Here is a 23,630-nt window from a genome sequence, read left to right as displayed (position 1 = left end):
AGGCGCCGTGCCTCGCAGGGGCGCGGGGAACGCCCAGCCGCAGCGCGACCCGCGGGTCGCCACCGGCCCAAAGGGGCTGTCGCTGCCGTGTCCGGACCACCGGCCGGTGGCCGGTTGCCCGCGCCGTTCCTCCCCCATCGCTTCGCCTGGGGGGACCCCCAGCGCCCCTGATGGTTCCCGCCGGGCGCCTGGGCGCCCCTCGACGGACGTCACCTCACCCCTGCGGGAGGTCCCGCGCCACGCAGGGGCGCGGGGAACTGCGCGGTCAGGCCCCACCGGGCCGAGGTCCGAACACGACCGCGAGGGTCGCCGCCCGGCGGATCCGGTGGCGCACGGCGCGCGGGCGTAATCTGCCGGGAGAAAGAAAAAGATCACCGCGAGGGAGAACCCGCCGTGTCCGTCCGGATCGCCGTATTGGACGACTATCAGCACGCCGCATCGACCATGGCGGACTGGTCCGGGCCGCTGCCCGGCACGGACGTCACCTTTTTCGACCGCGCCATCACCGACCAGGCCGAACTGATCGCCACCCTCACCCCCTTCCAGGTGATCGTGGCCATGCGCGAACGCACCGCCTTCCCCCGCTCGGTGCTGGAGAAGCTGCCCGAGTTGAAGCTGCTGGTCACCACCGCGGGGAGCAACGCCGCCATCGACCTGGTCGCGGGCGGCGAACTCGGCGTCACGGTGACCGGCACCCGGGCGCACCCGCCGGGTACCGCCGAGCTCACCTGGGCGCTCATCCTGAACCTCTTCCGCGATGTGGCGGGCGACGACGCGCGGATCCGGGCCGGACAGTGGCAGACCACCGTCGCCGGGGACCTCGACGGCGAGATCCTCGGCGTCGTCGGCCTCGGGCGGCTCGGCGCACGGGTCGCCAGGATCGGCGCCGCCTTCGGTATGGACGTCGTCGCCTGGAGCCCCAACCTCACCGCCGAACGCGCCGCCGAGCACGGCGCCCGCCTGGTCACCAAAGCCGACCTCTTCGCCACCGCCAAGGTCGTCACCGTCCATATGATGCTCAGCGACCGTTCCCGCGGCCTCATCGGCGCCGCCGAACTCGGCGCCATGCGCGAGGACGCCTACCTCGTCAACACCTCCCGCTCGCCGATCATCGACGCCGAAGCCCTCCGCACCGCCCTCACCACCGCGACAGGCCCCGCCAAGGTCGCCCTCGACGTCTTCGACACCGAGCCGCTGCCCGCCGACCACTGGCTCCGCAGCTCCCCCCGCACCCTCCTCACCCCCCACATGGGCTACGTCACCGAGAAGACGTACCGGATCTTCTACGGCGACGCGGTCGAGGACATCGCGGCCTTTCTCGCCGACCCCACCACGCCGCTGCGTCCCCTCGTCCCCTGAACCCCGGCCCGCCCCGCCAGGGAACGGCGGCGCCGGCGGTCGGACGTGTTGCCGACCGGCGGCGGGGACGGGGCGCGTAGCGTGCGTACGGGCGGACCCGGACGTAGCGGAGAGGCGAGGACACCGGATGGTGACGCACGTGTGGAAGGAACTGGACGCCGAGGTGGCCGGCCGGCTCGGCGCCGTCTCGGAAGGCGAGCGGGCGGTGTTCGCCACCGGGGTGGCGCAGCGGCTGATCCAGGCACACGAGGCACAGCCGACCGCCGACCAGCGGGTTTTCACCCTGAGCCTGCGGCCGCTGCTGGAGGCGGTCTGGTCGGCCGCGCTCGGTGACGCGACCGCCTTCGGCACCATCAAGCAGGGCCTGGGCGCCTTCTACGTCAGCGACTACTGCCACAACGACGGCCGGCACGGCCCGGACGACGCCGACGAGCCCGCCGCGGCGGCCGTACTCCACGCCGCGCACGCATACATGCACGGCTGCGCCGACTTCGCCGTCTTCGCCAGCGGCCGGGCCGTCGAGGTGGTGGACGAACTCGCCCAGGAGGCGGACGACTTCGCCGCCGACCCGGACGAACTCCGCGCCGAGGAACTCCGCCGCCAACTCCGCGACCTCGATCTCATCACCCCCCACGCCACCGCCCTCCGCCGCGCCCGCTTCGGCCTCCCCCCGGCGACCAGCACACAACTGCGCACGGCGCTGCGGCCCCCGCTCTCCCTCCCGGACGACCTCAACTAGCGCCGAGGGCACGGCGGACGGATCCGACCCATGAAGTGGAGTTACGGCCATGGCGGCTGATCCCATCGGCGCATTCCTGGACCGGGTCAGGGCGTTGCCGGCCCCGGCGGACGCGGAGGCGCTCTACCTGGATGATCCGGCGGACCCGGCGGGGAGGTTGCGCGGCCGGAATCTGACCCGGTATCTGGAGCTGATGCGGGAGATCGGCCCGAAGGTGATGCTGGTCGCCGAGGCGCCCGGCTACCGGGGAGCGACGATCACGGGCGTGCCGTTCATGGGCGTACGGCAGGTCGGCGCGCGGCCCGGGCTGATCACCGGGCGACCCGAGGGCGACGGGTTCCTGGTGCCGGAGAACCCGGTGGTCGACTGGGAGGCGTCGGCGTCCGCGGTGTGGGGCGCGCTCGCGGTGTGGAAGGGGCGGCTGCCGCTGCTCTGGGGGATCTACCCGCACCATCCGTTCCTGGCCGGAGACGTCCACACCAATCGCACGCCGCGGGCCTCCGAGGTGGCCGCGGGCGCGCCGATCGCGCTGGCGCTCGCCGAGACGTTCGGCATCACCACCTTTGTCGCGGTCGGCCGCAAGTCGCAGGGCGCGCTCGCCGCGGGCGGCATCACCGCGACGGCGGTGCGCCACCCGGCGCAGGGCGGCGCGCGGATCTTCGCCGAGCAGGTCGCGGCGCTCAACGCGCGGCAGGAGCGGGAGTAAGAGCACGATGAGCCCGCGGACCACAGCCGAGTGCCCCGGTCCGCCGGGGGTGCGGCGGACCGGGGCACTCAGGGTCGACCAGCGGCCGATCGGGCGCCGATCAGGGTGTCGATCAGATGCCGATCAGGTGCCGAAGACCTGGAACTCCCAGAGCGAGTAGCCGTACTGGGTGGAGCGGGCCGTGCCGTACAGCCGTACGTAGCGGCCGGAGCCGGTCACCGGGATCGTCTGGACGCCGCCGGTGGCGTTGGTGGTGGAGTAGACGGATGTCCAGGTGGTGCCGTTCGCCGAGGTCTGGATCTGGAAGGCGGTGCCGTAAGCGGCCTCCCAGTTCAGCACCACCTGGCTGATGGTGTGGGTGGCGCCGAGGTCGACCTGGAGCCACTGCGGGTCGGTGAAGGCGCTCGACCAGCGGGTGCCGGTGTTGCCGTCCACCGCGTTGGCCGCGGCGAAGCCGGCGTTCTCGCTCGACGAGGCGGTCGCGGTCTTGCCCTGCGACAGCAGCGTGGTGGTGCCGCCGCCGCCACCTCCGCCTCCGCCTCCGGACGACGGGGAGCCGTAGAGGGCGAGTTCGTAGAGCGAGTCACCGTACTGGGAGGCTCTGCCGGTCGCGTAGACCCGGACATAGCGGCCGGTGGCGTTCAGCGCGGTGTCCTGGATGTCCGCCGGGCTGTTGCTGTTGGCGTAGACGGTGGTCCAGTTGGTGCCGTCGGTGGATGTCTGTAGCTGGTAGGCCGATGCTGAGGCCGCCTCCCAGGTGACGGTCGCGTGGTTGATGTTGTAGTTCTGGCCGAGGTCGACCTGGACCCACTGCGGGTCGGAGAAGGCGCTCGACCAGCGGGTGGTGATGTCCCCGTCGGTCGCGTTGGAGGCCGGGAAGGTGGCGCTCTCCACCGAGGAGGCGGTGGTGGGCTTGCCCTTGGCGATGTTGGTGCCCGAGATGGCGGCCGGCGCCTTGTTGTAGACGGCCACGTAGTCGATGTTCATCTGGCCGCCGGAAACGGTGGCGGCGTTGGGGCCGCCGCCGAACGCGGCGGGGAAGCCGCCGCCGATCGCCAGGTCGAAGATGATGTAGTAGCTGTGGTCGACCGCGTTGGCCCAGGCGGTGGCGTCGACCTGGTTGGAGTTCAGGGTGAAGAAGTTGGCGCCGTCGAGGTACCAGCGGATCTGCTCGGGCGAGGTCGAGCGGTCGACCTCCACCGCGTAGGTGTGGTAGCCGGTCTGGCAGCCGGAGCACGCGCGCTCACCGCTGCCGACGCCGCTGGTCTCGTTGCACGGACCGCCGCTGCCGACACCGCAGTGCAGGGTGCCGAAGACGGAGCTGCGGCCGTTGATGTCCTCCAGGATGTCCACTTCGCCGGAGCCGGGCCACGGCACGCCGACCCGCAGCGGCGAGCCGAGCATCCAGAACGCGGGCCAGTAGCCTGCCCCGTTGGCGGTGGTCACGTTCGGCTGCTGGATGGACGCCTGGATCCGTACGACGCCGCCGGGCTGGGCGCCGAAGCCGTCGGCCTGCGTCTCGACGCGGCCCGAGGTCCAGTTGGCGGCCGGGTCGGTGCCGGTGTGCAGGGCCTTCAGCACGAGGTGGCCGCTGCCGTCCTGGTAGACGTTGGCCGTGCTGTTGGTCATGGTCTCGATCTCACCGGTGCCGAAGGTCCAGCCGGCGCCGGCGTCGTAACGCCATGTGTCGGTGTTCAGGCCGGTGTTGGCGGCGCCGTTGAAGTCGTCGCTCCAGGTGGTGGAGAAGCCGGAGGGCGCGGCGGGGACGGCGTTGGGCTGGACGGCGGCGGCCTGGGGTGCCGCGGCCTGGTGGGCGGTGGTCGCGCCGGACGTGCCCGATGAGACGGTTGACGAACGGGCGGCGGATGTGGACGCGGTGGCGGCGGGGGTGCCGGCGAGGGTGACCGCCGCGACGGCCGCGACGGCCATCAGCCCGACCGCGAGCCGTCGTCCGTCCGGCCTGCGGCGCGACAGGCGCAGCCGCGTGCCTCTGATCGACATGCGTACCTCTTCTTCTGTGTGGGGGGTGGGTGGGTCAGCGCGTCCCGCCGGAGGTGGGGGTGGTGAGAGCGCTCTCAGGAGAGTCCGCCTCCGGTCCGAGGGCTGTCAAGAGAACCGGCAACGTTTACGGTCGGCGCGGGGGCGCTCGCGCTTGCGTGGCGTGGTGGGCCGCACCCGGCGGGTGGGCTTGATGCGGCAGCGACAGCCCCTTTGGGGCGGTGGCGGTGCGCGGGGCGCGTTGTGGCTGGGCGCGCAGTTCCCCGCGCCCCTGGGTGGCGGGGGACCTCCCGCGAGGTGAGGGTGACGTCCGTCGAGGGGCGCCTTGGCGCTCGGCGGCGACCATCCGGGGCGCGGGGAACGGCGCGCTCAGCCACCCACCGGCCGGTGGGCCGGGTGCGGCAGCAACAGCCCCACCCGGCCGGTGCCGATGCGCGGGTCGCGCTGCGGCCGGGCGCGCAGTTCCTCGCGCCCCTGCGGGGCACGGCACCTCCCGCAGGGGTGAGGGTGACGACAAGCGAACAGCCCCGGCCCGTTGACTCAACCTGACCACGAAACCCGTGGCCTCGGCGGACGGCCTCCATGACTTCGGCCACCAGCGCCCGGCATCACCCTGAGCCAGTGACTGGCCGAAGCCCCTCCGGCCGGCCGCCACCCGCACCACCACGCCGCAGCAATGGAACGGCACGGTAGGGCCCGGGGCGGGTTCTCCTCATCCGGAAACGCTGGCCATCGGGCCCGATGATCTTGCCGTTCCGCCTTCGGACAGCGTCCGAAGAACGTGTGCCGTGCCGGTGGAGCTGTGTGCGGCCCAGTCGCTACGGGCAGCCGCCAGCAGTCCCGCGGCCTGACTCATGACCAGCTCGCCGAGCACCCGTAACCGCTCGCCGAACGCGACAGCCCCTGCGGGGTCCAGGTCCCTGATCCAGAAGTCGTCAACGATCTGCACATTCATCACCGGGACACGCGACGGAGAGTCCTCATTCCCGTCGAAGGGCTTGCAGCCGATCGTGACCACCAGCACCCCGGCCTCCTCTGCCTCCTCCTCCGCGTGCGATACCGGCATCACCAGGCCACCCACGTCAGCCCGGTGCGCGACATCGGCCAGTTCGAGGGGAAGCCGGTCGATCGGCACATCCGCTGTGCTCGGGTCCTCCCCGGCCCATCCGGGCAGATACCCCGTGGTCGTCGAGCCGCTGGTGGTGGTTATGGCCCAGGTCCGGCCGGGAGCCAGGACCGAAGAAGAGCTGCCGACCGTCATCGGACCACCTCACGACTGTCACCGTCGGCGCAGACAGCCCAGACAATCTTCCCGGGCCCTTCCCGGTCGCACACTCCCCAGCGTCCGCCGGTCAGCACGTCCACCAGGCCCAACCCCCGGCCGGACTCCTCTTCGGCCGCCGCATCCCGAACCTCCGGCCTGCCGCGACTGGAGTCGTGCACCTCGATGCGCACCCCGCACTCCAGCCGCTCGAAACGCGTCGAGATCAAAGACCCGTACGGCGGGTGCGCATGAGTGATCGCGTTGGTGACCAACTCGGACAACACCAGAGCGGCACTGTCCCTTAGGTGCGGCAGCCCCCAGACACCAAGGTGATGGGCGAGTAACCGACGCGCCCTGCCCACCGAACGAGGCGCAGGCGGCCACAACTTCTCAACACTGTAAGGACGTTCTGCGGCCAGAGCCGCCGACCTACCAGGGGTCATCGAACTACCCCCGCCCATTCGAACGAGTGGTGATTATGCTTCCGCACTGTCGGCGCTCCTCAACAGCGTTGGCCACGCCCCCGGCCGTGTCTGCGGTGCGGGGGTCCTTGCGTCTCACCACGCTCCCGGGGAAGGCAGGACAGGGCCACGGCAGAAGTGCCGCATCTCCGCTGCGTCTTGGCTGCACGGGGTACGCTGACGTGGGAAGACGGCTCCCGGATGGAGTACCGGTATGGCAGAGAAGCGGCAGCGCCTGGCAGATCGGCGGAAGGCGTGCGGCTACACCCAAGAAGGTTTTGCGGAGGCGCTGAGAGCGGACCGCACCACGGTGCAGCGCTGGGAGCGCGGAGAAGTCGACCCCCAACCGCATCAGCGCCCGAAAATCGCCAAGCTTCTACAGCTCACCTCAAAAGAGCTGGACGAATATCTCACGCCCGAGAAACTCGTGCCTACAGCTCTGAGCGATTGGACGGTCAGCGACTCCCCGGCCCATGACGATGAGATGGACGCATGGGAACTGGCACGCCGTGTACAGGCAAGCGATGTGGGACCCGAGACGCTCACTCGGTTGGAGCAAGCTTTCAATGAATTGGCGATCTCGTATCCGCAATCATCCCCTCAGGATTTATCGCAGCGCGTACGGCGACACTCGGCGTACGTAGCCCGCTTGCTGGACGCTAGAAAGACTCTCGCAGAGCACCGCCGCCTGCTGGTCATTGGGGGTTGGCTGTCTCTTCTGGGTGCCACCGTCCACATTGACTTGAAGCAGGACGATGCCGCAACCGCCCGTCTTCAAACCGCTGCCACGCTTGCCCGACACGCGGATCATCCGGAGATTGAGGCGTGGTGCTACGAAACTGAAGCGTGGCGTGTTCTGACAGCGGGTGACTACCTCCGCGCTATCGAACTGAGTCAAATAGCTCAGCGAATTGCCCCAGCTGGAAGCTCGGCGTTGATCCAGTCAACCGCACAAGAAGGGCGGGCTCACGCCCGACTCGGCCAAGCGCAGGATACGTACGCTGCCATTGATCGAGTACAGAAGATGTCGGCCAAGCGAGAACAGCCGGATCAGCCCGAGCATCATTACCAATACGACCCTGCCAAGTCGCTGTCTTACACGGCGACGACCTTGGCGTGGGTGGGTGATCCAGTTGCAGAAACATATGCACGGGAAGTCATCACCCGGTTGAGCCCGGCCGATGACGTGAGCAAATGGCCACGACGAGTAGCGTCAGCAAACATCGATTTGGCGCTGGTGCTGACGTCGGGGAACCGACTTGACGAAGCCTCCCATGTAGCCCAGAAAGCCATACTTTCTGGTCGTGTCGTCCCATCGAACCATTGGCGAGCGTTGGAAGTCGTCAACTCGATCGAGGCAAAACGGCTACCGGAAGCGACGGATCTACGGGAAGCCTACGAAAGTCTGAAGTCGCCTGGTGCCTGAGGTGCCAAGGGCATAAAACGAGGACCTGCCGAGAACCGGTCACCTCCCGCCGCCGTTCACCTGAGGCTCCGGCAGCTAACCAAAACCGAAGGGCCCTCCCCGCGCCCCTGGTGGGGCGGCCCGGAGGGGCGCGGGGAACGGTGCGGGCAATCGGCCATCGCGCCCCTGCGGGGGCTAGCTACTTCTTGAAGGCGTAGTCCATCAGCTTCTTGGCGTCCGCCGTGCGGTTCGCCTCGGAGGTGGAGGAGAGGACCGTGCCGATGACGGTCTTGCTGCCCCGGGTCGCGGCGAAGACCAGGCAGTAGCCGGCCGCGTTGCCCGAGCCGGTCTTGACGCCGATGGTGCCGGAGTAACTGCCCAGCAGCTTGTTGGTGTTGGTCCAGGACATGTAGCGGTAGCCACCGCTCTTGGTGGTGACCTTCTGCTTGGTCGAGACCGTCTTCACCACGCTTCTGAAGGTCGAGTACTTCATCACGTTGCTCGCCAGCTTGGTCAGGTCGCGCGGCGTCGAGTAGTTGGCCCCGTTCCCTATTCCGTCGAACGAGTCGAAGTGGGAGTTCTTCAGGCCGAGCGCCTTGGCCGCGTTGTTCATCGAGCCGATGAAGGACTTGACCCGCGCGGCCCGGGTGGAGCCCACGCCGAAGTGGTCGGCCAGGGCGTACGCGGCGTCGCAGCCGGACGGGAGCATCATCGCGTACAGCAACTGGCGGACGGTGAGCTTGTCGCCGACGATCAGATGGGCCGAGGACGCGCCCTTGGCGACGATGTAGTCGCTGTACGCCTTCTGCACGGTGATCTTGGTGTCCAGGTTGAGGTGCCGGTTGGCCAGCACCACCCGGGCGGTCATGATCTTCGTGGTCGAGCCGGTGGAACGGCGGGTGTCCGCCGCCTTGGTGAACAGGCTGGCCCCCGTGCCGTTGTTCATCACATAGCCGCCCTTGGCGACGATGGACGGCGCCTTGGGCGCGGCGGCCTGCGCGGGGGCGGCGAGCGCGCCCGCCGTCAGCACCGCACCCGTGGTGACCGCGACAGCGCAGGCGCGGCGGGCGGTTCTCATGTCCGTTCTCAAGTGAATGCTCCCAGTTGGTCGGAAAACTCGTGGCATCTCACGGCATCTCATGGCATCGCACCGGGGCCGTACGCGTGCGGCACCGCTCACTATGAGACCTGTAGCGGGGTGGACGGATGCGCATGGGGGTCGATTTTTTCCGACGGCTGCCCGATCCGGCAGCCGTGCGCCCCCATTTGCGCCCCCGGACGATCTTTCTGCGCCGTCCGCGATGCGATCGAGACCCTATCGAGGCAAACTCAGAGCGGACACCGGGCGGACCGGGGGGAGGGAGGTGGTTTCCGTGCACAGCAGTCCCCTGCTGACCGCGCGTGGGATCTCCAAGCGGTTCGGCGCGGTGCAGGCCCTGCGCGAGGTCGGCATCGACATCGAACCGGGCGAGGTCGTCGGTCTGGTCGGGAGCAACGGGGCGGGGAAGTCCACCCTGGTGAAGGCGATAGCCGGGGTGTACCCGCCGGACAGCGGGGTCATCGAGTGGAAGGGCGGGCCGGTCGACATCCGCCGGCCGTCCGACGCCCAGCGGTTGGGCATCGCCACCGTTCACCAGAACCTGTCGCTCTGCGACAACCTCGACACGGTCGACAACCTCTATCTCGGCCGCCCGCTGCGCCGGTTCGGCATGCTGGACGAGGTACGGATGGAGAAACGTTCCCGCGCGCTGCTCGACACCCTGGCGGTACGGATCCCCAGCCTGCGGGTCCCGGTCGCCTCGCTCTCCGGCGCCCAGCGCCAAGGCGTCGCCATCGCGCGGGCGTTGATCGGCGAGCCGGAGCTCATCGTGCTCGACGAACCCACCGCCGCGCTCGGCCCCCGGCAGGCCGCCGTGGTCCTGGAACTGATCCGGCGGCTGCGCGACCAGAACCTCGGCGTCCTGCTGGTCAGCCACGACATGGACGAGGTCCGCTCGGTCGCCGACCGGGTCGCGGTGCTGCGGGTCGGCCGCAACCGGGGCCTGTTCGAGACCAAGTACGCCACCCAGGAGCAGATGGACTCCGCCATCACCGGCAACCACGCCATCGCCGTCAACCTCCAGCAGAGCCTGCTGCCGCACGGGTTGCCGGAGCAGGACGGCCTCGACGTGGCCTATCGCTATCTGCCCGCGCAGGCCGGGGTGGGCGGCGACTGGTTCGACGTCATCCCGCTGCCGGGGGCCCGGGTCGCACTGGTGGTCGGCGACATCGTCGGGCACGGCATGCACGCCGCCGCCACCATGGGCCGGCTGCGCACCGCGGTGAACAACTTCACCATGCTGGACCTGCCGCCCGACGAACTCCTAGCGCACCTGGACGACTTGGTCGGCCGGATCGACAAGGACGAGGCGGACGCGGGCGGCGCCACCATCGCCGGGGCCACCTGTCTCTACGCGATCTATGACCCGGTCTCGCGCCGCTGCGAACTGGCCAGGGCCGGGCACCTGCCGCCTGGGCTCGTCCATCCCGACGGCACAGTGGAGTTCCTCGACATCCCGGCCGGGCCGCCGCTCGGTCTCGGCGGCCTGCCCTTCGAGTCGGTGGAGCGGGAGCTGCCCGAGGGCAGCCGGCTCGTCCTCTACACCGACGGGCTGGTGGAGGACCGCAGACGGGACATCGACGTGGGGCTGGAACTCCTGCGCACCGCGCTGGGCGGCCCGGACCGTACGCCGGAGGAGACCTGCCAGGTCGTCCTCGACGCGCTGCTGCCCGCCCACCCCAAGGACGACATCGCGCTGCTCATCGCCCGCACCCGGGCGCTGCCGGCCGACCGGATCGCCGGCTGGGAGGTGCCGTCGGACCCGGCGGCCGTCGCCTCCGTACGGGAGCGCGCCGAGCGGCAGTTGGCCGCGTGGGGACTGGACGACCTGGCGTTCACCACCGAGTTGATCCTCAGCGAACTGGTCACCAACGCGATCCGGTACGCGTCAGGACCGATCCGGGTCCGGCTGCTCCACGACCGCGCCCTGATCTGCGAGGTGTCCGACACCAGCAGCACCTCACCGCACCTCCGGTACGCGGCCAGTACGGACGAGGGCGGTCGCGGCCTCTTCCTGGTGGCCCAGATCGCCGAACGCTGGGGGACCCGTTACACCCCCACCGGGAAGATCATCTGGGTCGAACAGCGGCTCCCCGCCGCCCGGGCCGGCGCCGGCTGACCGGGCCGGCGGCCCCGCCGCTCCCCGGCCCCGCTGTCGGACCCGCCCCTCCCCCCGGCCTCAAAGCTCCACCTCCTGGCCGGTGATGAGATCCGTGAGCGCGGGCAGCCCGCCGGTGGCCATCGCGCGCCGCTGCCGGTCGGCGGGTGTGCCCTCGCGCAACAGGCGGTGGACGAGCGAACTCACCTCCCGGGTGTCGCCGGACTCCGCCAGGTCCGGCTCGACATGCTCCAGCAGCGCGGCCACCATCTCCCCGGCCCGCCGGGAATGGCCCCGCGGATCGATCAGCGTGCTGTCCAGGCCGTGCCGGGCCGCGTGCCAGTCCGCCGCCCGCAGCAGCTCGGGCGGACAGTGCCCGAGGGGTTCGCCGGCCCGCTCCGCGCGCAGGGCGGCGGACACCAGGGCGCGGACCAGCCCGGCGAACATCACCGCGTCCTCGGCGGTGAGCTGGACGTCGAGACAGCGCACCTCGATGGTGGGGTAGCGCTCCGACAGGCGCGCCTGCCAGTAGAGCTGCCGTACGTCGTTCACCGCCCCGGCCGCCACCAGCACCTCGATCCTGCGGTCGTAGTCGGCGGCGCCGGTGAACGACGGCGGCGGCCCGCTCACCGGCCAGCGGCCGAAGATCACCGTGCGCCAGCTCGCGAAGCCGGTGTCGTGGCCCTCCCACAGCGGGGAGTTGGCGCCCATCGCGACCAGCACCGGCAGCCAGGTGCGGATCCGGTTCAGCACGGCCACCCCCGTCTCCCGGTCCGGCACCGCCGCGTGCACATGCATCCCGTTGATCAGGTTCTCGTCGACCAGCCGCGGCGCCAGGATCTGGAGCGAGAGATAGCGCGGATTCTGGGTCACCGGCACCGGCAGGGTGCCGCGCAGCGGCGCCGCGCCGCAGGCCGCGACCCGGCAGCCGACCGACGCCGCCGCCGTCGCGACCGCGTGCCGCAGCCGCAGCAGATGGCCGCCGACCTCGTCCAGCGTGGAGCAGATCGGGGTGGCCACCTCCACCTGGGCCTGGAGCAGCTCCGACTGCACCTCGCCGGTCTCCGCGATCGGCGCCAGCCCCGCCGCCGCCCTGACCTCTTCCGCGAGCGCCACCGGGAGCGCGGTGACCGGGTCAAGCAGCAAGTACTCTTCCTCGACGCCGACAGTGATCATGGCCACGGACTACCCATCGGACTCGCCGGAATCACCCCGCGCTCCGTCCGGCTCCCCCAACGGATGCACGGCGGCCGGGCCCGAAGGCGGGCGGGCGGCGGGCGACCTGCGGCGCTGCCGCGTGGCGGCTCCGGGCGCGGCTCCGGCGCCGGGCTGTGGTTGTTGTCACCCCCGCCGCGGGCATACCCGCCGCGGTGATCGCCCGGCTCACCCGTACGCAGGACGAGCTGATCCGACGGCGGAGCGAAAAGCTGTCGCGGCCGCAGTAGAGTCGACGGGGTACGGCAGCGGCCGTGCGGCGACAGAGAGGCGCGCAGCGCCCGTAGAAGAGGTGCAAGTGCCCCCCGAGTCCACACCGCGTGTCCCCGATCCGCTGGACGACGACGACTATCCCGCGTACACCATGGGCCGGGCGGCCGAGATGATCGGCTCCACGCCCGCCTTCCTGCGCGCCATCGGCGAGGCCCGGCTCATCACGCCGCTGCGCTCGGAGGGCGGCCACCGCCGCTACTCGCGCTATCAGCTCCGGATCGCCGCCCGGGCCCGTGAGCTGGTGGACGCCGGCACCCCCATCGACTCCGCCTGCCGGATCGTCATCCTGGAGGACCAGCTCGAAGAGGCGCTGCGGCTCAACGACGAGCTGCGCCGGCCCGCCGCGGGCCCCGGCTCGGGTGACGCCACGGGCGCGGTGGGTGACACGGGCGGCACGGGCGACACGGATGGCACGGCCTGACGCCCGCCGAGCGAATATCTGTCGTCGCAGTGGCAGAATTAAGGGTTATGGCAGGGCGAGAATTTTCCGGGCCGGGATCCGGCGCTCCGAAAGTCGCCGGGCCCCGATCTTGCTTCCGTGCTATCGTCGCTCTCAGTTGCAGTTGTGGTTCCCAAAGACTTCAGGTGCTCTTGCCGGCCTCAGTTCCGGTAGGCGCACTTTTCTGTGTCCGGTGTATTTTTCTCCGGATGGGGCAATCATTGCGGCGACGCGGAGTCCGCACAGTGCGGGCACCGGGCACTGCCCCAAAGGAGATTCAATATGGCATCTGGCACCGTGAAGTGGTTCAACGCGGAAAAGGGTTTCGGCTTCATCGAGCAGGACGGCGGCGGCGCTGACGTCTTCGCCCACTACTCGAACATCGCCGCCCAGGGCTTCCGCGAGCTTCAGGAAGGCCAGAAGGTTAACTTCGACGTCACGCAGGGCCAGAAGGGCCCCCAGGCGGAGAACATCACTCCCGCCTGACGCTTGACACGCACGACGAAGCTGGGGCCCGCACCTTGGGGTGCGGGTCCCGGCTCGTCGGCTTTTTGGCGGTACCCCGTGGACGGTGAGCCGCGAGTCGTGTCCGCACGGCCGTGACCCCCGGAGCCACGCGCAGCCTCACGTACGGCTGTACGAACCGCGCGGGACGGTGTGCTCAGCACTTCTCAGCACCGGAACCGCCCGGCGCCGGGCAGCGGACCTCCGCACCCGGCTCCCGTGATCCGGCACAGCGCCCGGCTTCGGTCCGGTCGCCCCCGTCCCCCTTTTCGACACCGACGTCGACTTCGAAACGCCGGGCCGGTTTATTCCGTCCCGTTTCGTCTCGCCATTTTCTTCGGCTCGTTTCTTGCGATTCCCAGTGCGGCCACTGTGCCGCCGGAATGCCTCGACGCGTGCCGTATCGAGGAAGGTTTCGCATGAATCGCACAACTCGTTCGAACGACCGCTTCTCCCGTACCCGCTCCGGCGGTGGCTCGGGCGGCTACGCGGGCTCCGGTGGCTACGCGGGCTCCGGCAACTCCGGCGGCTCCGGCCGGGGCGGTCGCTACGGCGCGCCGTCCGGCAACCGCTCCGGTGGTTACGGGCGCCGATCCACCCCCGTACAGGGCGAGTTCGCGTTGCCGGTGACGGTCACCCCGGCGCTGCCGGCGGTCGAGGCCTTCGCCGACCTCGACATGCCCGCGCCGCTGCTCGCCGAGCTGACCCGGCAGGGCGTCACCGTGCCGTTCCCGATCCAGGGCGCCACGCTGCCGAACTCGCTGGCCGGCCGGGATGTGCTGGGCCGCGGCCGTACCGGCTCCGGCAAGACGCTCGCCTTCGGTCTGGCGCTGCTGGCCCGTACCGCCGGACAGCGCGCCGAGCCCCGCCAGCCGCTGGCGATGGTGCTGGTCCCCACCCGGGAACTGGCCCAGCAGGTCACCGACGCGCTCACCCCGTACGCCCGCACGCTGCGTCTTCGGCTCACCACGGTCGTCGGCGGGATGTCGATCGGCCGCCAGGCGAGCGCGCTGCGCGGCGGCTCCGAGGTGGTCGTCGCGACGCCCGGACGGCTGAAGGACCTGATCGACCGCGGTGACTGCCGGCTCGACCGGGTCGCCATCACGGTGCTCGACGAGGCCGACCAGATGGCCGACATGGGCTTCATGCCGCAGGTCACCGAGCTGCTCGACCAGGTACGTCCGGACGGTCAGCGGATGCTCTTCTCGGCGACCCTGGACCGCAACATCGACCTGCTGGTCCGGCGCTACCTGTCCGACCCGGTGGTGCACTCGGTGGACGCGTCGGTCGGCACCGTCACCGCGATGGAGCACCACGTGCTCCAGGTGCACGAGGCGGACAAGTACGCGACGATCACCGAGATCGCGGCGCGCGAGGGCCGGGTGCTGATGTTCTTGGACACCAAGCACGCGGTCGACAAGCTCACCCAGCACCTGCTGAAGAGCGGGGTACGGGCGGCGGCGCTGCACGGCGGCAAGTCGCAGCCGCAGCGGACCCGGACGCTGGCGCAGTTCAAGACCGGGCATGTGACGGTGCTGGTCGCCACCAATGTGGCGGCCCGCGGTATCCACGTCGACAACCTCGACCTGGTCGTCAACGTCGACCCGCCGAGCGACCACAAGGACTATCTGCACCGCGGCGGTCGTACGGCGCGGGCCGGCGAGTCCGGTCTGGTCGTCACGCTGGTGGTGCCGAGCCAGCGGCGCGGGATGAGCCGGCTGATGGCCGACGCGGGGATCACTCCGCAGACCACGTCGGTCCGCTCGGGTGAGGCGGAGCTGAGCCGGATCACCGGGGCGAGGACGCCTTCGGGGGTGCCGGTGATTATCAGTGCGCCGGTGGCGGAGCGGCGGGTGGCTTCGCGCGGCCGTCGCAGCAGGCCCTCGCAGGGGCGCGGGCGGGCGGCGTACAGCAACGCGGCGTGAGTTTTTGAGCGGGTGAGGTGGGGGCCGGCCGCGGTTGGTGGTCGGCTCTCCGCCGTGGGGGGCTGAGCACGCGGTTCCTCGCGCCCCTTGGGGCGCCCCCGTTTGCTCGTTGAGGGCGCGGTCTTCCCGGTTGGGGGGGCCGCGCCCTTTGGGGTTAGAGGGCGCCGGTGAAGAGGAGCTGGTCGGGGGTGTTCTGGGCGACGGTCAGGACGTTCTTGGTGGACTGGTCGGTGAGCCAGGTCGATACGGCCGCCGGGGTCGCCGTCGGGTTGGCGGCCGTGTAGAGCAGGGCGACGCCCGCGACGTGCGGGCTGGCCATCGACGTGCCGTCCATCGCGATGCTGCCGCCGCCGAGCTTGGCCGAGACGATGGCCTTGCCGGGTGCGAAGAGCGACACGCACGAACCGAAGTTGCTGAAGCCGGCCTCCTTGTCGTCCCGGTCGCTCGCCCCGACGGCGATCGCGTCGTCGGCGCTCGCCGGGGACACCTGGCAGGCGTCCTTGGCGTCGTTGCCGGCCGCGACCACCGGCAGGACACCGCTGTCCCACACCTCGCCGACCGCCTGGTTGAGCGCCGGTGAGGGGTCGCCGCCGAGCGAGGCGTTGAGCACGGCGGGCTGCTTGGCGTGGCCGGCCACCCAGTCGAAGCCGGCGATGACGCCGGCGAGCGTGCCGTTGCCCTGGCAGTCGAGCACCCGGACGCTGACCAGCGCGGCCTGGCGGGCGATCCCGTACGTGGCGCCGCCGACCGTGCCGGCGACGTGGGTGCCGTGGCCGGCGCAGTCCTGGCCGGCGCGGCCGTCGTCGATCGCGTCGAAGCCGGGGACCGCCCGGCCGCCGAACTCACTGTGCCCGTAGTCGATACCGGTGTCCACGATGTAAGCGGTGGCGCCCTTGCCGGTGCCGGTCGCGGTGAACTGGTTGTCCAGCGGCAGCAGATGCTGGTCGATCCGGTCAAGTCCCCATGAGGCGGCGGCCCCCCGGTTCGTCCGGTGCGCGTCCCCGGTCCCGAAGGCGGTGACGGTGGCGTTCTCCTCGACCGCCGCCACGCCGGGGGAGTTGCGGACCAGGTCGAGCTGGGTCGCGGTGAGCGTCGCGGCGAAGCCCCGGAACACCTTGCTGTAGGTGAAGAACGGGGAGAGCGCGGACTGCTGGGCGAAGGACGACGGGTCGAGGTTCTTGTGCAGGGTGACGATGTACTGCCCCGGCACGGCCCGCTCCGCGAGGTGCAGCGGCGCGGGCACCCGGGCGGTGGCGGACGGGGCGGTGAGGAAGGGGGCGGTCAGCAGGGCGGCCGCGGCGAGGCCGCGCGCGAGCAGACGCATACGAGGACTCCGTACGTGGGCGGGAGCGATCAGGGGGACCAGCGGCGATCGGCGGGCCGGGGGCGGGGCAGTCAGCGGTGGGGGCTGGGGGCCGGCGGACCGAGGCCCCGCCGCCGGCGGACGACGCGAAGCCGCGACCCGCTCCCACCGTCCGCCGTCCCCCACACCCCCGCCCCCACGACACACCGCCCCCCACCTCCGCGTCAGCCCCATGGCCGCGCGTGCTCGATCCTGTGAAGCCGGATCGCCCCGGCCGTACCTTCGGTCAGACCTTGCGGACGGCGATGTGGGTGGGGAGCAGGCGTTCCAGGTCGTCAACGTCGGAGGTGAAGACGGTGACGTCGCCCGGGCTGCGGCGGGCGATGACGGCGAGGATCGCGTCGATCGCGTATTTGTGACCGTGGAGCTGGGCGTCGGCCAGCAGGCGGCGGGCTTGGCGGGCCTCGTCCTTGCCGATCTCGGCGACGGTGAGGCGGGAGAGTATCCAATCCCAGCGCTGCTCGGTGGTTCGGCCGTCGTACGCCTCGACCAAGGTCATGGGTGAGGTCACCACCTCGGCCTGCCCCCGGGCCGCCAGGTCCAGCCGGGCGATCATCATCCGGTCGCCCCGCACGGCCAGTGAGAGCGCCTCGGAGTCGAGGACGAAGGTCCTGAGCAGGGTCCGGCGCTCATCGCCCGCCCTCTGACCCTTCTTCGGGTTCCTCACGCCGCCTCGCCCGTACGACTCCGCGCGGCGGCACGGCGGCGTTCGTGCTCGTCGTCGAGGTCGGCCAGCTCCGCCGCCGCCCTTGCCCGCTCGTCCTCGGTGACGGGGCCGTGCTCCTCCTCCAGCCAGTCGACCAGCTCCTGGAGCTGGTCGCGGTCCCGCTTCAGCCGCAGCGCATCGGCCACATAGGCCGACAGGCCGCGTTCCGCCGCGTCGCCGCGGATCTCTTCGAGGAGTTCCTCGGGAATCGTCACCGTTACCTTCTTGGTCGCCATATAGGTGACCATACTCCACGTATCGAGCCCCTTACCACCGTGCCGGTGGGGCGGGGCCCGGGACACCCCGGTCCCGGTTGTCGGGGTGGGCGGGGAGGCGTTAGCTGGAAGGGTCCGGTGGTTGGACGAGAAGGGGCGTGCCGCGGGTACGGCGCCGCCGACGGCGTACGTGTGTGCCCGTCGCCGGCCGATGGGCCGGACCCTCGCGGGCTGTCCGCCGCCGCGCGTCCGCAGCACTCCTCACGGAGGTGGGAGCATGAAGGCAGTTGTCTACCAGAAGCCCTACGCCGTCAAGGTGTCCCAAGTCGACGATCCAGGAATCCAGCATCCCAACGACGTGATCGTACGGGTCACGTCGACCGCGATCTGCGGCTCCGACCTGCACATGTACGAGGGCCGTACCGCGGCCGAGCCGGGCATCGTGTTCGGGCACGAGAACATGGGCGTCATCGAGGAGACCGGCCCCGGTGTCGTCTCCCTGAAGGTCGGCGACCGGGTGGTCATGCCGTTCAACGTGGCGTGCGGTTTCTGCAAGAACTGCATGGCGGGCAACACCGGATTCTGCCTGACGGTGAACCCCGGCTTCGCCGGCGGCGCCTACGGATATGTGGCGATGGGCCCCTACGAGGGCGGTCAGGCCGAGCGGCTGCGGGTGCCGTTCGCCGACTTCAACTGCCTCAAGCTGCCGCACGGCGAACAGTTCGAGACCGACTTCGTGCTGCTCGCGGACATCTTCCCGACCGGCTACCACGGTTGTGAGCTCGCGGAGGTCTCACCTGGCGAGAGCGTCGCCGTCTACGGCGCCGGCCCGGTCGGCCTGATGGCCGCCTACTCCGCGCTGCTGCGCGGCGCCTCCAAGGTCTTCGTCGTCGACCGGGTGCCCGAGCGGCTGGCCAAGGCCGAGCAGATCGGCGCCATCCCGATCGACTTCTCCCAGGGCGACCCCACGGAGCAGATCCGCGAGCAGACAGGCGGTGACGGCACCGACAAGGGCATCGACTCGGTCGGCTACCAGGCCAAGTCGCAGGACGCCGAGCACGAGGTGCCGGCCGCGGTGCTCAACGCCTTGGTCGAGACGGTCCGCGCCACCGGCATGATCGGTGTCCCGGGACTCTACGTGCCGTCCGACCCCGGCGCCCCGAACGAGGCCGCCTCGCACGGCCAACTGCTCTTCTCCATCGGCAAGTTCTTCGAGAAGGGGCTGCGGATGGGCACCGGTCAGTGCAACGTCAAGAAGTACAACCGCCAGTTGCGCGACCTGATCATCGCCGGGCGGGCGAAGCCGAGCTTCGTCGTGTCGCATGAACTCCCGCTGGAGCAGGCGCCCATGGCGTACGAGAAGTTCGACAAGCGGATCGAGGGCTACACCAAGGTGGTGCTGCACCCCGCGCTGGCGGCGTGATCCCCGTGATCGCCGCCCGCTCGTGACCCGGGCGGGTACGGACCGGGGTCCGTACCCGCCCGGGTCAGGCCGTTCGCAGTGGATCAGGCGGTCATCAGCCGAGGCTCCACTGCTGGTTGGACCCGCCGTTGCACGTCCACAGCTCGAGCGCCGTCCCGTTGACGTTCCCCGCGGCCTGGTCGCCGCCGGTGACGTCGAGGCAGAGCCCGGACTGGACGCCGGTGATCGTCCCGTTCGGGTTGAGCTGCCACTTCTGGTTGGCGCCGCCGTTGCACGTCCAGAGTTGGATCTTCGTCCCCGAACTCGTCTGGTTGTTGTAGGCGTCCAGGCACTGCGTTCCGCCGTAGAGCCGCAGTTCACCGGCGGCGGTGAGGGTCGCGGCCTGGTTGGTGCCGCCGCCGCAGTCCCAGATGTCGATCGCCGTGCCGGGGGCGGTCGCGCCGCCGTTGGCGTCGAGGCAGCGGTGGGAGGACGCGCCGATCAGCGGATGCGTCGTCCCGGTGCTGCTGCCGCTGCCCGCCGAGATCCGGTACATCACCGTGCCGTGCCCCGGCACGGAGGCCGAGATGGTGCCGCTCGTACTGCTGACCGCGTTCGACCAGAGGTTGGTGAGCTTGTACGAGGAGGCGGCCGGCAGTCCGACGGTCGCTGCCGACGTACTGATGGTGGCGGCCGAGGCGTTCTCGTTGAAGAGCACCACCGACACGTCGCCGTTGGCGAGCGGCTTGGCCAGCACGTCGAGCCCGCCGGACGAGGCCACCTGCCGGCCCTGCTTGCCCAGGGGGTCCTGGTCCACCGCGATGACCGCCTTGTTGCCGTAGAGCGAGAGGGTGGCCGGTGTCGCGGTGCGCAGATCGGTGCCGGAGATCAGCGGCGCCGCCATCTCGGACCACAGGCTGAACTCGGCGCGGTCCTCGGTGAAGGACATGCCGTTGCCGACCTCCAGCATGTCCGGGTCGTTCCAGGCGCCGGGCCCGGCGTACTGGGCGAGCCGCACATTGCTGTGGTAGATCGACAGCATCGAACCGTAGGAGGCGTTGATGTCACCCGTCGTACGCCACAGGTTCCCGGTGCCCGCGCCCCAGGTCCAGACGTTGTCCTCGCCCCACTCGCACATGCTGAAGACGATGGCGCGGCCGGTGCTGTGCAGGGCGTCCCGCATGGCGTTGTAGCGCTGCTCCCACGGCACGCCCTGGTTGTTGCAGTTGTCGTACTTCAGGTAGTCGACGCCCCAGGAGGCGAAGCTGTTCGCGTCCTGCTGCTCGTGGTTGAGGCTTCCGGGGTAGCCGGCGCAGGTCGCGGTGCCGGCGCTCTCGTAGATGCCGAGCTTGAGGCCCTTGCCGTGGACGTAGGCGGCGGTGCCGGTGATGCCGTCGGGGAACTTGGTGTGGTCGGGCACCAGGTTGCCGCCGGAGTCGCGCTGCGAGGCCATCCAGCAGTCGTCGATGTTGACGTACTGGTAGCCGGCGTCCTTCAGCCCGGAGGAGACCAGGTAGTCGGCGGTCTGCTTGATCAACTGCTCGCTGACGTTGCAGCCGAAGGCGTTCCAGTCGTTCCAGCCCATGGGCGGTGTTCTGGCCAGCCCGTTGTCGAGGGCGTGCGCGCGGGGTGCGGCGCCGAAGAGGGCGAGGGCGGGGAGCAGCAGGAGGAGGAGCGCGGCGCCGAGGGCGGTCCGGGACAGGTGGGGGGAAGCGTGCGGGGGGACGCTGGGCGACAGGTGCGGGGAAGGGTGCATCGAGCCTTCTCCTTCGATGGGGGGAGAGGGTGCGGGAGCCGCCAACCATGTTGCAAAATGAGGAGGGTTGTTGATTGTTGGCCATTCGCAGTGTCGGCGCGCCGGGAAGGTCCGTCAAGGAGGCTGACACAAGCTGGCACACGGTCGGGTGCGGAAAATCCGATGAGGGCGTAGGGCTGGGTAGGGCTGTGTAGGCATGATTCCAACAAATTCAAACGCCGGTGGCTCAGGGACGGGCGGGATCGGCGAGGAGACCCGAGCGGTCGGGCAGGCCGGCGGCGAGGCGGAGCCGGGCGAACTCGGTGGCGAGGGCGGCCGGCGGGTAATGGGCGTTGAGGCCGCTGGGGTTGGGCAGCACCCACAGCCGGGTGGCGCCGACGGTCTCCCGCTGGGGGCCGACCGCCGCCTCGGGGGCGTCGAAGGCGGCGCGGAAACCGGTCACGCCGAGCACGGCGAGCCAGTGCGGCCGGAGTTCCAGCACCCGGCCGCGCAACTCGGCGCCACCGGCTTTCAGTTCGGCCTTGGTCAGTTCGGCGGCGCGGGCGGTGGGGCGGCGCACGATGCTGGTGATGCCGATACCGAGGTCCAGCAGCTCGGCCTCCTCGGGCGCGGTGAGCTGCCGCGGGGTGAGCCGGCGCGGTGCAGGGCCGGCCAGAAGCGGTTGCCGGGAGTGGCGAAGTGGTGTCCGTCGGCGGCCGAGGTCAGGCCCGGGTTGATCCCGGCGATCAGCACGGTGAGGCCTTCGGCGACCAGGTCGGGGAGGCGGGCCTCCCGGGCGCTCTCCAGCCGAGCCCGGGCGCGGGCGCGGCGGTGAGCCGGCGGCTCGTCGGGGTGACGGTCGGGGTGGGGATCGGGGTGGGGGTCGTCCGGCAGATCGTGACGGCCGGGGGGACCGGGGTCGTCGGGGAGGGCGAGGTGGCCGGGGCGCCGGGCGCGGCGGGGGCGGTCGGGCGGGGTGGCGCCGTCACCGGGTGGGCGCGGTGGCGTGTCGGTCATAGCGGCCATCCTCCTCCCCGCAGGCGTTCCTTCGGCGTCGTACGGTGTGCTGGGGGTGGGAAGCGGACCTCGAATCGGGAGTTGGCAGTGATCGACACCAGACCTGGTAGGCCCACCGTGAGCAGCGGCGACGCCGGAAACCCGGGGTGCCCGCCGGGGCCGGTCAGCCGCCGGAGCGGGTGCCCGGCCGGCGCGCGGCGGACCGCCGGCGGTGCGGTGTGACCCCGCGCACCGGCCTGATCCTCGACTTCGGCGGCGTTCTCACCACCAGCGTCGCCGCGTGCGCGCTCGGCTTCGACCGGCGCGCGGGTCTGCCCGAGGGCACGTTCCTGAAGGCCATCACGAAGGACCCCGTGGGTGTCGCCCTCTACGCGGACCTCGAACGCGGCGCGATCACCCAGGCGGAGTGGAACGAGGGTACGGCCGCGCTGCTCGGCGTGGACGGCGCGGATCTGCTCGCGCGGGTGCTGGAGGATCTCCATCCCGAGCCGACGATGATCGCCGCGGCCCGCGCCGCGCGAGCCGCCGGGATCACCGTCGGAATCCTCTCCAACAGCCTCGGCGCCGGCCCCTACGACCCCTACGACGGCTACGACCTGACCGCGAACTACGACGCGGTGCTGCTCTCCGACGTCCACAAGCTGCGCAAGCCGGAACCCGAGATCTACGCGATCATGCTCGACCTGATGAAGCTCCCCCCGCGAGCCTGCGTCTTCGTCGACGACACCCCCCGTAACCTCCCCCCGGCCGAGGCACTGGGCATCACCACGATCCTGGCGACCACCCCCGCCGCGACGATCGCCCACCTGGAGTCCCGGCTGAACATCAGCCTGCCGGGCGCCGCGTAGCCCGTCCCCGGCGGCGTTAAGGGGGTGTCAGGCGGGGGCGGACGGGCGTAGGGGATGTGTCAGGGGAGGGGCTGGGCCGGGGCTGGGGGATTCGCTGAGGGGGTGGCGCGGCGGACGGCGTGCCGGGCGGTCCCGGGAAGGAAGCGGAGCGAGATGGCGCAGGGCGGGCGGGTCGTGGTCGGGGTGAGCGGGTCGCTGCGCAGCCTCGCCGCGCTGCACCGGGCGGTGGACGAGGCGCGGGGCCGGGACGCGGAGCTGCTGGTGGTGATGGCGTGGACCCCGCCCGGCGGCGAGATGGCGTATCACCGGTCGCCCTGCCCGCCGCTGCTGAGGTCCGCGGAGGACGGCGCCGCCGACCGGCTCGCCCGTGTCTTCCGGGAGGCCCTCGGCGGCGTGCCCCGAGGCGTGGCCGTACGGGCGGTGGTGGTGCGCGGTGACGCCGGGGCCGCGCTGGTACGGATCGCGGACCGGGCGGACGATCTGCTCGTGGTCGGCACCGGCCGGCAGGGCGGCATCCGCCGGCTCGTCCACGGCGCGGTCAGCCGCCACTGCCTGTCCCACGCCGCGTGCGCCGTCCTCGCGGTCCCGCCACTCGCCCTGATGCGCGACCTCGAACGCGGCCCCCGATCCCTTGTCCCCCGCCCCCTGGGCCGCACGACCTGACCCGGGTTGCCCCCGCGGGGGACCCGGAGGGGCGGGCGGAACGGCCCGCTCAGCCGAGGTGCGGGCGGCGGCAGCAGGGGTCAAGGCGGGCAATTCGGCAAGTGCCAGACGCGGAAAAGGGCGGGCCCGTAATCTGACGGGCAGTCGGCACCCGGCCGCTGCCGCTCTCTCCGCACATCTCGGTGCGGTGTACGAG

19 protein-coding genes and 3 pseudogenes are annotated in these 23,630 nt (G+C 71.0%); 12 read left to right on the top strand and 10 right to left on the bottom strand.

The window, feature by feature from the left end; genetic code table 11:
• The first annotated feature begins 393 nt into the window (after positions 1 to 393).
• From OG519_RS15735 to OG519_RS15725, 3 genes are all read left to right on the top strand, one after another.
• Positions 394 to 1,359, top strand: a complete 966-nt coding sequence (locus tag OG519_RS15735) for a D-2-hydroxyacid dehydrogenase family protein (RefSeq protein WP_405583707.1) — start codon at positions 394 to 396, stop codon at positions 1,357 to 1,359.
• Positions 1,360 to 1,486: 127 nt separating this feature from the next.
• The gene (locus OG519_RS15730) at positions 1,487 to 2,098 is read left to right on the top strand and encodes a hypothetical protein (protein WP_405583705.1); all 612 of its coding nucleotides are present in this window, start codon (positions 1,487 to 1,489) and stop codon (positions 2,096 to 2,098) included.
• Between the two features lie 49 nt (positions 2,099 to 2,147).
• The gene (locus OG519_RS15725; protein WP_405583703.1) at positions 2,148 to 2,804 is read left to right on the top strand and encodes a uracil-DNA glycosylase; all 657 of its coding nucleotides are present in this window, start codon (positions 2,148 to 2,150) and stop codon (positions 2,802 to 2,804) included.
• A gap of 123 nt (positions 2,805 to 2,927) precedes the next feature.
• Here OG519_RS15725 and OG519_RS15720 read toward each other — a convergent pair whose 3' ends face one another.
• The 3 genes from OG519_RS15720 to OG519_RS15710 all read right to left on the bottom strand — a co-directional run bounded on the left by OG519_RS15720 (position 2,928) and on the right by OG519_RS15710 (position 6,509).
• Positions 2,928 to 4,805 (bottom strand): discoidin domain-containing protein, encoded by a 1,878-nt coding sequence (locus OG519_RS15720; RefSeq protein ID WP_405583701.1) that lies wholly within the window; start codon positions 4,803 to 4,805, stop codon positions 2,928 to 2,930.
• A gap of 709 nt (positions 4,806 to 5,514) precedes the next feature.
• Positions 5,515 to 6,063: a DUF6907 domain-containing protein gene (locus OG519_RS15715; RefSeq protein ID WP_405583699.1), complete on the bottom strand. Its 549-nt coding sequence runs from the start codon at positions 6,061 to 6,063 to the stop codon at positions 5,515 to 5,517.
• Positions 6,060 to 6,509 (bottom strand): ATP-binding protein, encoded by a 450-nt coding sequence (locus OG519_RS15710; protein ID WP_405583697.1) that lies wholly within the window; start codon positions 6,507 to 6,509, stop codon positions 6,060 to 6,062. The genes OG519_RS15715 and OG519_RS15710 overlap by 4 nt, the downstream gene beginning before the upstream one ends.
• 232 nt (positions 6,510 to 6,741) lie before the next feature.
• Between OG519_RS15710 and OG519_RS15705 the strand changes: the two genes are divergently transcribed.
• Complete coding sequence (locus OG519_RS15705; RefSeq protein ID WP_405583696.1) at positions 6,742 to 7,953, top strand: helix-turn-helix transcriptional regulator; 1,212 nt, start codon at positions 6,742 to 6,744, stop codon at positions 7,951 to 7,953.
• A 178-nt stretch (positions 7,954 to 8,131) separates the two neighbouring features.
• On the opposite strand, the gene OG519_RS15700 is transcribed toward OG519_RS15705, so the two are convergent.
• Positions 8,132 to 9,010, bottom strand: a complete 879-nt coding sequence (locus OG519_RS15700) for a D-alanyl-D-alanine carboxypeptidase family protein (protein WP_405583694.1) — start codon at positions 9,008 to 9,010, stop codon at positions 8,132 to 8,134.
• A gap of 16 nt (positions 9,011 to 9,026) precedes the next feature.
• Here OG519_RS15700 and OG519_RS15695 point away from each other — a divergent pair.
• Together OG519_RS15695 and OG519_RS15690 are read left to right on the top strand one after the other, a co-directional pair.
• A pseudogene (locus tag OG519_RS15695) lies at positions 9,027 to 9,809 on the top strand (ATP-binding cassette domain-containing protein); the annotation flags it as partial.
• A gap of 213 nt (positions 9,810 to 10,022) precedes the next feature.
• Positions 10,023 to 11,150: pseudogene (locus tag OG519_RS15690) on the top strand (SpoIIE family protein phosphatase); the annotation flags it as partial.
• 60 nt (positions 11,151 to 11,210) lie between these two features.
• Here the strand turns inward: OG519_RS15690 and OG519_RS15685 are convergent.
• On the bottom strand, positions 11,211 to 12,305 hold the full coding sequence (locus tag OG519_RS15685) for a glutamate--cysteine ligase (RefSeq protein ID WP_405592752.1): 1,095 nt from the start codon (positions 12,303 to 12,305) through the stop codon (positions 11,211 to 11,213).
• A gap of 403 nt (positions 12,306 to 12,708) precedes the next feature.
• Here OG519_RS15685 and OG519_RS15680 point away from each other — a divergent pair, with 403 nt between their 5' ends.
• The 3 genes from OG519_RS15680 to OG519_RS15670 all read left to right on the top strand — a co-directional run bounded on the left by OG519_RS15680 (position 12,709) and on the right by OG519_RS15670 (position 15,485).
• Complete coding sequence (locus OG519_RS15680; protein ID WP_405592750.1) at positions 12,709 to 13,038, top strand: MerR family transcriptional regulator; 330 nt, start codon at positions 12,709 to 12,711, stop codon at positions 13,036 to 13,038.
• Positions 13,039 to 13,338: 300 nt separating this feature from the next.
• Positions 13,339 to 13,542, top strand: coding sequence for a cold-shock protein (locus OG519_RS15675; RefSeq protein WP_401818435.1), 204 nt, complete (start codon positions 13,339 to 13,341; stop codon positions 13,540 to 13,542).
• Between the two features lie 437 nt (positions 13,543 to 13,979).
• Positions 13,980 to 15,485, top strand: a complete 1,506-nt coding sequence (locus tag OG519_RS15670) for a DEAD/DEAH box helicase (RefSeq protein ID WP_405583691.1) — start codon at positions 13,980 to 13,982, stop codon at positions 15,483 to 15,485.
• 154 nt (positions 15,486 to 15,639) lie between these two features.
• Here the strand turns inward: OG519_RS15670 and OG519_RS15665 are convergent, their stop codons facing one another.
• The 3 genes from OG519_RS15665 to OG519_RS15655 form a co-directional block, all read right to left on the bottom strand.
• Complete coding sequence (locus OG519_RS15665; RefSeq protein WP_405583690.1) at positions 15,640 to 16,809, bottom strand: S8 family peptidase; 1,170 nt, start codon at positions 16,807 to 16,809, stop codon at positions 15,640 to 15,642.
• A gap of 265 nt (positions 16,810 to 17,074) precedes the next feature.
• Entirely contained in the window at positions 17,075 to 17,515 is a 441-nt protein-coding gene (locus OG519_RS15660; protein ID WP_405583688.1) for a hypothetical protein, read from the bottom strand.
• A complete protein-coding gene (locus tag OG519_RS15655; protein ID WP_405583686.1) occupies positions 17,512 to 17,790 on the bottom strand; it encodes a CopG family transcriptional regulator in 279 nt (92 codons plus the stop codon). The genes OG519_RS15660 and OG519_RS15655 overlap by 4 nt, the downstream gene beginning before the upstream one ends.
• Positions 17,791 to 18,046: 256 nt before the next feature.
• Here OG519_RS15655 and OG519_RS15650 point away from each other — a divergent pair, with 256 nt between their 5' ends.
• Entirely contained in the window at positions 18,047 to 19,192 is a 1,146-nt protein-coding gene (locus tag OG519_RS15650) for a glutathione-independent formaldehyde dehydrogenase (protein ID WP_405583684.1), read from the top strand.
• Positions 19,193 to 19,286: 94 nt separating this feature from the next.
• Here OG519_RS15650 and OG519_RS15645 read toward each other — a convergent pair whose 3' ends face one another.
• Positions 19,287 to 20,927 carry a glycoside hydrolase family 27 protein gene (locus OG519_RS15645; protein ID WP_405583682.1) on the bottom strand — a complete coding sequence of 547 codons (1,641 nt, stop codon included), beginning with the start codon at positions 20,925 to 20,927 and terminating at the stop codon, positions 19,287 to 19,289.
• Positions 20,928 to 21,153: 226 nt separating this feature from the next.
• Positions 21,154 to 21,713: pseudogene (gene mug / locus OG519_RS15640) on the bottom strand (G/U mismatch-specific DNA glycosylase).
• A gap of 428 nt (positions 21,714 to 22,141) precedes the next feature.
• Here mug and OG519_RS15635 point away from each other — a divergent pair.
• Both OG519_RS15635 and OG519_RS15630 read left to right on the top strand, forming a co-directional pair.
• Positions 22,142 to 22,771 (top strand): HAD-IA family hydrolase, encoded by a 630-nt coding sequence (locus tag OG519_RS15635; protein ID WP_405583680.1) that lies wholly within the window; start codon positions 22,142 to 22,144, stop codon positions 22,769 to 22,771.
• 153 nt (positions 22,772 to 22,924) lie between these two features.
• On the top strand, positions 22,925 to 23,434 hold the full coding sequence (locus OG519_RS15630; RefSeq protein WP_405583678.1) for a universal stress protein: 510 nt from the start codon (positions 22,925 to 22,927) through the stop codon (positions 23,432 to 23,434).
• Positions 23,435 to 23,630 lie beyond the last annotated feature (196 nt).

The sequence above is a fragment of the Streptomyces sp. NBC_01190 genome, assembly GCF_045039895.1.
Classification (GTDB): Bacteria; Actinomycetota; Actinomycetes; order Streptomycetales; family Streptomycetaceae; genus Actinacidiphila.
Note: the sequence above shows the minus strand (reverse complement) of the source record. Positions and strands in the feature narration are given on the sequence as shown.